This window comes from Clostridium sp. C8 (assembly GCF_001010885.1).
Classification (GTDB): Bacteria; Bacillota; Clostridia; order Clostridiales; family Clostridiaceae; genus Clostridium; species Clostridium sartagoforme.
This window is the reverse complement of sequence record NZ_LBMX01000048.1, coordinates 25965-34741: the sequence shown is the minus strand read 5'-3', so window position 1 is coordinate 34741 and position 8777 is coordinate 25965. Positions and strand designations below refer to the sequence as shown.

The following is an 8777-nucleotide window of genomic DNA, read 5'->3' as shown; positions in this document are numbered from 1 at the left end:
TTATTAGTGCGACAGCCCCTTATTTCTCTTTGCTATATTTGTATATTTATAGTTTTTTTATCCATATAATTATATCTTCAATAACTTCATTTTTATTTACTTCATTTAACATTTCATGTCTTCCATCTTTATATAGTTTATAGCTTATATCTTTCACACCAAGTTCTTTATATTGTTCATAAAGATTTATTACCCCATCACCAAAATATCCCACCGGATCTTTATCTCCAGAAAATATATAGATAGGAATATTTAAGTTTTTTATCTTTTCTAGGCTTTCATCTTTATGTATATCCCATAACCCTCTTATTAAATCATAGTAAAAAGGAGTTGGATATATAAATCCACAATATTTATCCTTTATATACTTATCTACTTCTTTTTCATCTGAAGATAGCCAATCAAAATTCGTTTTTGGATTTTTAACACTATTATTAAAACTTCCAAATGATAACTTATCCATAAATTTACTTCTCTTATAATTTCCACTAATCAACATTTCTATTTTAGAAACAATTAATCCAGCTTTAGTAAATACTTTTGGCTTTCCATTACTTCCAGATAAAATAACACCATCAATAGTATCTCCATAAATTTGTATATATCTTTGACTTAAAAAAGACCCCATGCTATGACCAAATAATATTACCGGCAATTCTTTATTTTCCTTTTTAATAATTTCATTTAACATTCTTATATCATCAAGCATTGAATAAAATCTATTTTCTTTGTTTATAAATCCTAGTTTATCTAAATTCTTTACACTTTTTCCATGCCCACTATGATCATGAGCATAAACTGTATATCCTTCTTGTGTAAGTTTATTTGCGAAATACTCATATCTTCCTGCCCATTCTGACATTCCATGAACTATTTGAATAATTCCTTTAGTATTTTCTGATTTATTACTCCATCTATAGCAACTAATATCTATTCCATTTTTATTCTTAAAAATAAAATTTTCCATATTAATTCCTCCATTCAATTATTAATTATATTATCTCTCTTATATCTATAACAGTCAAACTTCAATAATTAATAAAATCTTATAATAACCTTATTTGTAAGTATATAAAGTTATGATATACTATTCATAGTTAAAATCAATTTTTTTATTTTTTGATTATCTATTAATATTATTGTATATAATATTGGATAAGTATTATAAGGTGGTGAAAAAGATTAGTATTAAATCAATAATAAGCATTATAGCTTCAAAAATTACAATTTTTCTAACAAAGACAATACTAAAAGGGGGAACAACCTTTCCTGGAAAAGTGGCCTTAAAAATAGATAAAAATATACTCTCAAAGGTATCAAAAGGCTACAATGTAGTTTTAATCACAGGTACTAATGGTAAAACTACTACAACTAGCATGATTTATAATATTATAAAAGAAAGTGGAAATAAGGTTATTACTAATAATACTGGTGCAAACCTTTTTCCTGGAATAGTTACAACCTTCATTGATAACTATAAGTTCTTTAAGAAAGTCGAAAATTCATATGCAGTTATTGAAGTTGATGAAGCTAACTTAAAATATATAACTGAATATATTAATCCAGAAATAATAACTGTGACAAACCTTTTTAGAGACCAACTAGATAGATATGGTGAAGTTTATACTACTTTATCAAAAATATTAGAAGGAATTCATCTTTCTCCTAATACTACTTTAGTTTTAAATGGAGATGAGTCTCTTTTAGGTAAACTTGAGCTTCAAAATAAAACTGTGTTTTATGGTTTTAATGCTAGCATAGGAAATAATAAAGAGATAGAAATAAATGCAGATGCTAAGTTCTGTAAATTCTGTAAGTCTCCTTATGAATATAATCATATTACATATAATCATTTAGGTGATTTCTACTGTACAGGCTGTGGATTTAAAAGAGCTGATTTAGAATATGCAGTAAATGAAGTTTTAGAACTAACACCTGATAGCTCAACTGTAAAACTCAATGATTTAGAAATTACTATAAGCCAATCAGGAGTTTATAATATTTATAATGGCCTTTGTGCTTATGCTGTAACTAAAGAACTTGGAATAAATGACAATTCAATAAAAAAATCATTACAGAATCAAGATTCTAGTTTTGGAAGACAAGAAGCATTAAATATTGAAGATAAAGATGTAAAAATCATTTTAGTCAAAAATCCTGCAGGATATAATCAAGCTTTAGATACACTTTGTCTAAATAAAGATACTTTTGCTGCGGCATTTCTTTTAAATGATAACTACGCTGATGGTACTGATGTTTCCTGGATATGGGATGTTGACTTTGAAAAGCTTCATGATCTTAATATAGATGAAGTATTTGTTTCTGGTATAAGATGTTATGATATGGCTGTTAGACTTAATGTGGCTGGATTGAATAAAGATACTTTCATAATTGAAGAAACCTTTGAAGACTTAACAGAAAAGATTAAAAGTAGTAAAAATGATAAGATTTATGTTCTTGCTACCTATACTGCTATGATTAACTTTAGAAAATATCTTCATTCAAAAGGTTACATTAAAAAACTTTGGTAAATAAGGAGGTCTATAAATGGAATTAAATATTTGTCATCTTTATCCTGACTTACTTAATGTTTATGGAGATGTTGGTAATATTCTAATACTTAAACATAGAGCTGAACAAAGAGGAATAAAGGTTAATATAATTAACACTTCGCTAAATGATGAATTTGATTCAGAAAATACAGATATTTTATTTTTTGGCGGCGGTCAAGATTTTGAGCAATCAATCGTTTCTAATGATCTAAAAACTATAAAAAAACCTAACTTACAAAAATATATTGAAGATGAAAAAGTAGTTATTGCTATTTGTGGTGGTTATCAATTGCTTGGAAAATATTACATAGCTCCAAATGGTGAAAAAATTGATGGATTAGGAATACTTGATATCTATTCCGAGGGGGGAGATACTCGTTTTATCGGAAACACAGTTATATACAATGAAGATTTTAATGAAACTTATGTTGGTTTTGAAAATCATTCTGGTAGAACCTACACAAACGGATTGAAGCCATTAGGAAAGTGCTTACATGGGTACGGAAATAACGGTGAAGATGGAAATGAGGGTTGTATATATAAGAATACTTTTTGCAGCTATTTTCATGGATCATTATTATCAAAAAATCCAGAACTTGCAGATAGATTCCTAACTATAGCTTTAAATAAGAAGTATGAGAATGTTGTTTTAGATCCTATAGACGATACTCTAGAGCTTAAAGCTAAAGATGTTATGATAAAAAGATTAGAGAATAAAAAATAAATTCAAGGCAAACTATTAGTAGCTTTTGATAGTTTGCCTTAGCTTTTATTACTCTTTATTTAGTACTTTGTTTTCTTTTAAATAATTAATTTCCCATGAATCCATTTCATTTAATGTTTTAAATATATATCCTTTTTCTTTGTAATAGTTTATAACATCTTTAAGCGTTTCAGCAATAATAGTTTGATTGCTACAATCATGCATAAGAACTACCTCAACCTTATTTAATCCAGCCTCATCCCTTAACTTAGAGTTTACAAATTCTGAGGATATATCTTTTGATTTTTCATCTCCTATAGCTATAGTATGCCCTATATAATATTCTCCATTACTTATTATTTTTTGTTGTATTCTAGATAACACTTCTTTTTTATTTTGAGAATTATTTGGACATTCCAACAATTTTATAAAACTCAAATTACCTTCTCCAGTTATACTTTCTATAGTCTTCTTACATTTATCTAAATCATTGAAATAATTTTCTTCACTTTTATATAGATAACTATAATCATGTATATTGCAGTGTGGCATTATACACATATTACTTTTTCTTAAAGTTTTTATTATATAAGAATATATATTAGCTGAATCCCCTACAACAAAAAAGGTCGCTTTTACATCATTTTCATTTAATGTATTAATTATTTTATTAGTTATATTTGCTGAAGGTCCGTCTTCAAATGTTAAATATACAGTTTTTATTTCCTTATCTGTATGTAATGCTAATACAGGGATATAATTTATAATACTAATAAGTAAAAAAATCATAAAAATACTACTATATTTGTTAAACCTTTTTATATTAACCACCTCCTACTTATAATGTTATTTTATGCAATTATTAAGATTATATTATATGTAAATTAAACCACTTAACAAATGTTCTTTATGTTGTTATTATGTAATGTAGATGTTATACTTTAAGTTGTGTATAAAATGTGTAATTTAAAAGTTGAATTTTTAATTGTTATTTATACTTCAATTAGAAATCTATATAATTATGTAACTGTAATATAATCAGTTGCTGTATAGCATTTATTACAACTTATATACATAAAAATATTTAAGAAATGGGGAGATGAAATTGAAAAGAAAAAATTTATTAAAGACGCTGGCAGTTGCTCTTTCTATTTCATTATTAGCTCCTTTTGCTAATAAGGTTAGTGCACAAGAGACAAATATCCAATCTCCAGAAATTATTGGGGAAGCTGCTATAACAATCGATATTAATACAGGTGAAGTTATTTATTCAAAAAATGCAGATTTAAAATTATCACCTGCAAGTACTACTAAGCTTATGACTGCATTGCTTTTTGCAGAAAATAAGTCAAAATCAGATTCACTAACCTTTACTGATACTGTTTTAAAGGTTACAGAAACTTCATTAAATGGATATAAGAAGATAAATTCTGGTGACAAAATTTCAGCAGAAGATACAATGAAAGCTGTAATGATCTTCTCTGCTAATGATACGGCTTATTTAATGGCAGAATCAGTTGGTGGAACAGTAGATAATTTTATAACTATGATGAATGAAAAAGCTAATGACTTAGGGCTTAAAAATACACATTTTGTTAATCCTTCTGGATTAGAAATCGATCCATTAAACCCTACAAATACTGAAATAAACCAAACTACTGCTTATGATTTAGCACAAATAGGAATTGCTGCTTTTAAAAATGATTGGATTAGAGAAACTATGGCACCTAAAACTGGTGAGCTTAGTGTTAATTTGTCAGGTACTCCTGTAATAATCGAATCAAGAAATAAAATACTTGGTAAAAATGGTAATATAGGGGGTAAAACAGGAACTGAAGATCAAGCTGGGCATTGTTTTGTTGGCTTTTATGAAAGAGATGGCAGAGATTTAGTTACTGTTGTTTTGAAATCTGAATATGGTGCAACTGGGCTTAATGTATTTGAGGACACTGAAAAAATAGCTAATTATGGATATTTAGCTAAAAAGGAAGTCTATAAGAGTGCTAATGATGAAGTTGGAACTATTAACTTAACATATAAAGCATTTAGGTTTTTTGGTCCTGAAAAACAAATAACAGCTCCTATAATTTTAAATCAAGATGTAGAGTACTATAAAAATGATTTTAATGATAAAAATGCTTCTATTTCTTACACTCAAGATGTAAAAGATGCTTGGAAGCTTAGTGGTAATAAGGAAGTTAAACTAACATTTTCATTACCTGGATACACAGAAGAAAGATCTGGTACTATACAAGTTTCTTCTTTAGAGCTTGTTAAAGCAAATTTACCACTATACTTATTATCATTACTAATTCTTATTGTTATATTAGTTCTATTAATATTTATAACTAGAATTATTAATATGAAAAAGAGAAGAAGAAGAAGATATTATTAAAATATATAAAGGTAGATTTAGATATCTGAATCTACCTTTTCTTTAATATATGTGCACTTTTTTATGTAATCTAAAAATTTATTTTAAGGAGAGATATACTTGGATAAAATTGATTTTAAAGGTAGTGTGGTTTTAAATCCTGTTCCTGTAGTTCTAATCACATCTAGAAATAAAGCTGGTAAAGACAATGTATTTACAGTTGGTTGGACAGGAACAATATGTACAAAGCCTCCTATGCTTTCTATTTCTATTAGACCTGAACGACTTTCTTATGAGTATATATGTGAAACTATGGAATTCATAGTTAATATGCCTTCTTCCAATATGGTTAAAGCTGTTGACTACTGTGGAGTTAAACCAGGTAGGAAATTTGATAAAATAAAAGATATGAACTTTACCATTAAAGATGGGGAAAATGTTAATGTGGCATATATAGATGACTGTCCAGTTTCTATAGAGTGTAAAGTTAAGGATATAATAAAGCTTGGAAGTCATCATATGTTTATAGCAGAAGTAGTTGGCTCACATATTAATAGCAATTTAATAGATGATAATGGGAAAATACATTTTGAAAAAGGAAATTTAATTTCTTATTGTCACGGAGAATACTTTAAGCTTCCCGAAAAATCTATAGGTTCTTTCGGCTTTTCGGTTAGAAAAAAATCTAATACTAAAAAAGTTAATACTACCGTTACTTCTAGGAAAAATGATTTAAAATCTAATAGTAAAAATTTAAAGAATTATAAATCGTCATCTAAATCAAAATCTAGAAATAAATAGTGATTTTTTTATATAGAATATTTATTATTTTATATTTCTTGACATTAATTAAAAATCTATCTATACTCAATAATATTACATTGAATTATATTCGGGGGATGAAATAATGTTTATACTTACTTATAATATTAAATTTACAGAATTAGATGAACAAATTGAAAAATTACAAATCAATGATATTTTTAATGTTTTTTATGAAAGTCCTTTAGAAATAACAACTGAGGAATATGGTTATGGTTATTTAGAAAAAATAGTTGATACAATTAATATTAGAATTGCCTATGAAAATTCTGAAGAATATTTAGAGTTGTTTAAAGAAAAAGTTACCTCTATTTTAGGAACCAATTGTATAAGTATAGAACAATGTAACTATGATAATTATAATTATAATTTTCCTACTGTTCATATAAATGATAACTGGGTATTATCTTCTCCTGATGAAGTTATACATGATAAAAATATTCATAAAATATCTTTTATTTCTCAAGGAGCCTTTGGTACTGGATTACATGAAACAACAAAAGATTTACTAAATATAATTTTAACTAAAATTAATTTATCTAATAAGTCAGTACTTGATATTGGAACTGGTTCTGGAATTTTATCTGTAGCTTCTGCTATTATTGGTGCATCCAAAGTTACCGCTCTTGATATAAGAGATGTAAAAGATGAGGTTTTATTAAATGCTTCACTAAATGGACTATATAATATTGAAGTATTAGTTGGGAATGCATTAAATGATGAAATTAAAATCAATGATACATATGACTGGATCTACATAAATATAGGCGGAGAAGAAACTGAATTGTTTATGAATTTTATAAGAGAACGTCTAAAAAATGATGGTAAAATTCTTGTATCTGGACTTGTTGAATGGAGCTTTGATAAAGTCAAATCTATTGTAGAAAGTTATGGATTTGAACTAGAAACAAAATATCAAAGTAATGAATGGATAACAGCAGTTTTCAATTAGTAATTAACACTAATTGAGAGTGAAAAATTATTAAGTGCACAGTGCACAATTTGCAGTTCACAGTTTAGGATAGAAACTACTGAGTAGTTTCTTAAACTTATATTATAGCAACTATTTTATAGTAGCCTTAATATATTCTTAATTCAGCAAATCTGAATTATTTCCATAACTGTGCCTTGTGAACTGTGCACTATTTTTAGTTATTTATTATAAAGATATTTATATATGTTGTAATTTGCTTTAACTTTATCTACATATTTTTTAGTTTCTGGGAATGGTATATAATCCAAATTTTCTCCATCATTTGAATAGTCTTCATCACTTAACCACTTATTAACATTTCCACTTCCACCATTATAAGCCGCTAATATCAAATCTAAATTATTATCAAATTCATTTTCTAATGTTTTTAAATACCAGCATCCTATCCTTATATTTAACTCTGAATCAAAAAGCATGGATGGCATAAAGTAGTTAATTCCTATTTCTTTAGCTGCCCATTCTCCAGTTGTATCCATTATTTGCATCAATCCTTTTGCATCTCTCTTCGAAACAGCTTCTTTATTAAAATCACTCTCAGTTTTTATGACTGCTAACACAAGATATGGATCTATTTCATATTCCTCACTATACTTATTTATATATTCATCATACGGGTAAGGATACACATAGTTCTTCATTACTAATACTACTCCAAAATAAGCAATAATTATTACGATTAAAATAGCTAATATACGCTTAAATTTCATTATTTTCTCCTTATTTATTAATTACCTTTAAAAAATCTATTACTTTATCTACTTGCTTCTTAGTTTTTAATAAATCATTATTATTATCAATAATAATATGTGCATATTCTTTTTTTCTATCTAATGATATTTGGGCATTTAATCTATTTATAGCCTCATCTCTTGATAATTTATCTCTGTTTTTTATTCTCATTATTTGTGTATTATTATCAACCCATACTACAATTATATAATCCATATATGTATGAAGATCATTTTCTATTAAAGTAGGCGCATCTAATATTACCATGGATTCACCATTTCTTTCATATTTATCTAGCTCAAGAAATATTTCCTTTTTTATATATGGTATTATTATATCTTCATATTTCTTTCTTTGTTTTGGGAATCGAAAAATATGATTTCCAAATTCCCTTCTTCTAAATTCCCCTCTCCAATCAAAAAAACCTGATCCAAATTCTATTTTTATTTTTTCTAGAATTTCAGGGTACTTAATAAGAACATCTCTTGATATATCATCTGAATCTATTACTTTAAATCCTTTTTCAGTAAGCATTTTTGATACTGTGCTTTTACCTGAACCAATTCCCCCTGTTAATCCTATTTTAATCATTTTTAATTAAGC

At 26.7% G+C, this 8777-nt stretch carries 9 protein-coding genes; 5 read left to right on the top strand and 4 right to left on the bottom strand.

The window, feature by feature from the left end; translation table 11 throughout:
* Positions 1 to 46: 46 nt before the first annotated feature.
* Positions 47 to 967: an alpha/beta hydrolase gene (locus AAT22_RS07640; RefSeq protein ID WP_016207191.1), complete on the bottom strand. Its 921-nt coding sequence runs from the start codon at positions 965 to 967 to the stop codon at positions 47 to 49.
* Positions 968 to 1172: 205 nt separating this feature from the next.
* On the opposite strand from AAT22_RS07640, the gene AAT22_RS07635 reads away from it, so the two are divergent.
* Positions 1173 to 2531 carry a Mur ligase family protein gene (locus tag AAT22_RS07635; protein ID WP_047000788.1) on the top strand — a complete coding sequence of 453 codons (1359 nt, stop codon included), beginning with the start codon at positions 1173 to 1175 and terminating at the stop codon, positions 2529 to 2531.
* A gap of 16 nt (positions 2532 to 2547) precedes the next feature.
* Positions 2548 to 3276 carry a type 1 glutamine amidotransferase gene (locus AAT22_RS07630; protein WP_016207193.1) on the top strand — a complete coding sequence of 243 codons (729 nt, stop codon included), beginning with the start codon at positions 2548 to 2550 and terminating at the stop codon, positions 3274 to 3276.
* Between the two features lie 48 nt (positions 3277 to 3324).
* Here the strand turns inward: AAT22_RS07630 and AAT22_RS07625 are convergent, their stop codons facing one another.
* Positions 3325 to 4044 carry a polysaccharide deacetylase family protein gene (locus AAT22_RS07625; RefSeq protein ID WP_016207194.1) on the bottom strand — a complete coding sequence of 240 codons (720 nt, stop codon included), beginning with the start codon at positions 4042 to 4044 and terminating at the stop codon, positions 3325 to 3327.
* 316 nt (positions 4045 to 4360) lie between these two features.
* On the opposite strand from AAT22_RS07625, the gene AAT22_RS07620 reads away from it, so the two are divergent.
* The 3 genes from AAT22_RS07620 (at position 4361) to AAT22_RS07610 (ending at position 7403) form a co-directional block, all read left to right on the top strand.
* Entirely contained in the window at positions 4361 to 5650 is a 1290-nt protein-coding gene (locus tag AAT22_RS07620; RefSeq protein WP_047000786.1) for a D-alanyl-D-alanine carboxypeptidase family protein, read from the top strand.
* Between the two features lie 99 nt (positions 5651 to 5749).
* Positions 5750 to 6430, top strand: coding sequence for a flavin reductase family protein (locus tag AAT22_RS07615; protein ID WP_047000785.1), 681 nt, complete (start codon positions 5750 to 5752; stop codon positions 6428 to 6430).
* A 106-nt stretch (positions 6431 to 6536) separates the two neighbouring features.
* On the top strand, positions 6537 to 7403 hold the full coding sequence (locus tag AAT22_RS07610) for a 50S ribosomal protein L11 methyltransferase (RefSeq protein ID WP_047000784.1): 867 nt from the start codon (positions 6537 to 6539) through the stop codon (positions 7401 to 7403).
* Between the two features lie 200 nt (positions 7404 to 7603).
* On the opposite strand, the gene AAT22_RS07605 is transcribed toward AAT22_RS07610, so the two are convergent.
* Both AAT22_RS07605 and coaE read right to left on the bottom strand, forming a co-directional pair.
* Complete coding sequence (locus AAT22_RS07605; protein WP_016207197.1) at positions 7604 to 8152, bottom strand: lytic transglycosylase domain-containing protein; 549 nt, start codon at positions 8150 to 8152, stop codon at positions 7604 to 7606.
* 10 nt (positions 8153 to 8162) lie between these two features.
* Positions 8163 to 8765, bottom strand: coding sequence for a dephospho-CoA kinase (gene coaE / locus AAT22_RS07600; RefSeq protein ID WP_047000783.1), 603 nt, complete (start codon positions 8763 to 8765; stop codon positions 8163 to 8165).
* Positions 8766 to 8777 lie beyond the last annotated feature (12 nt).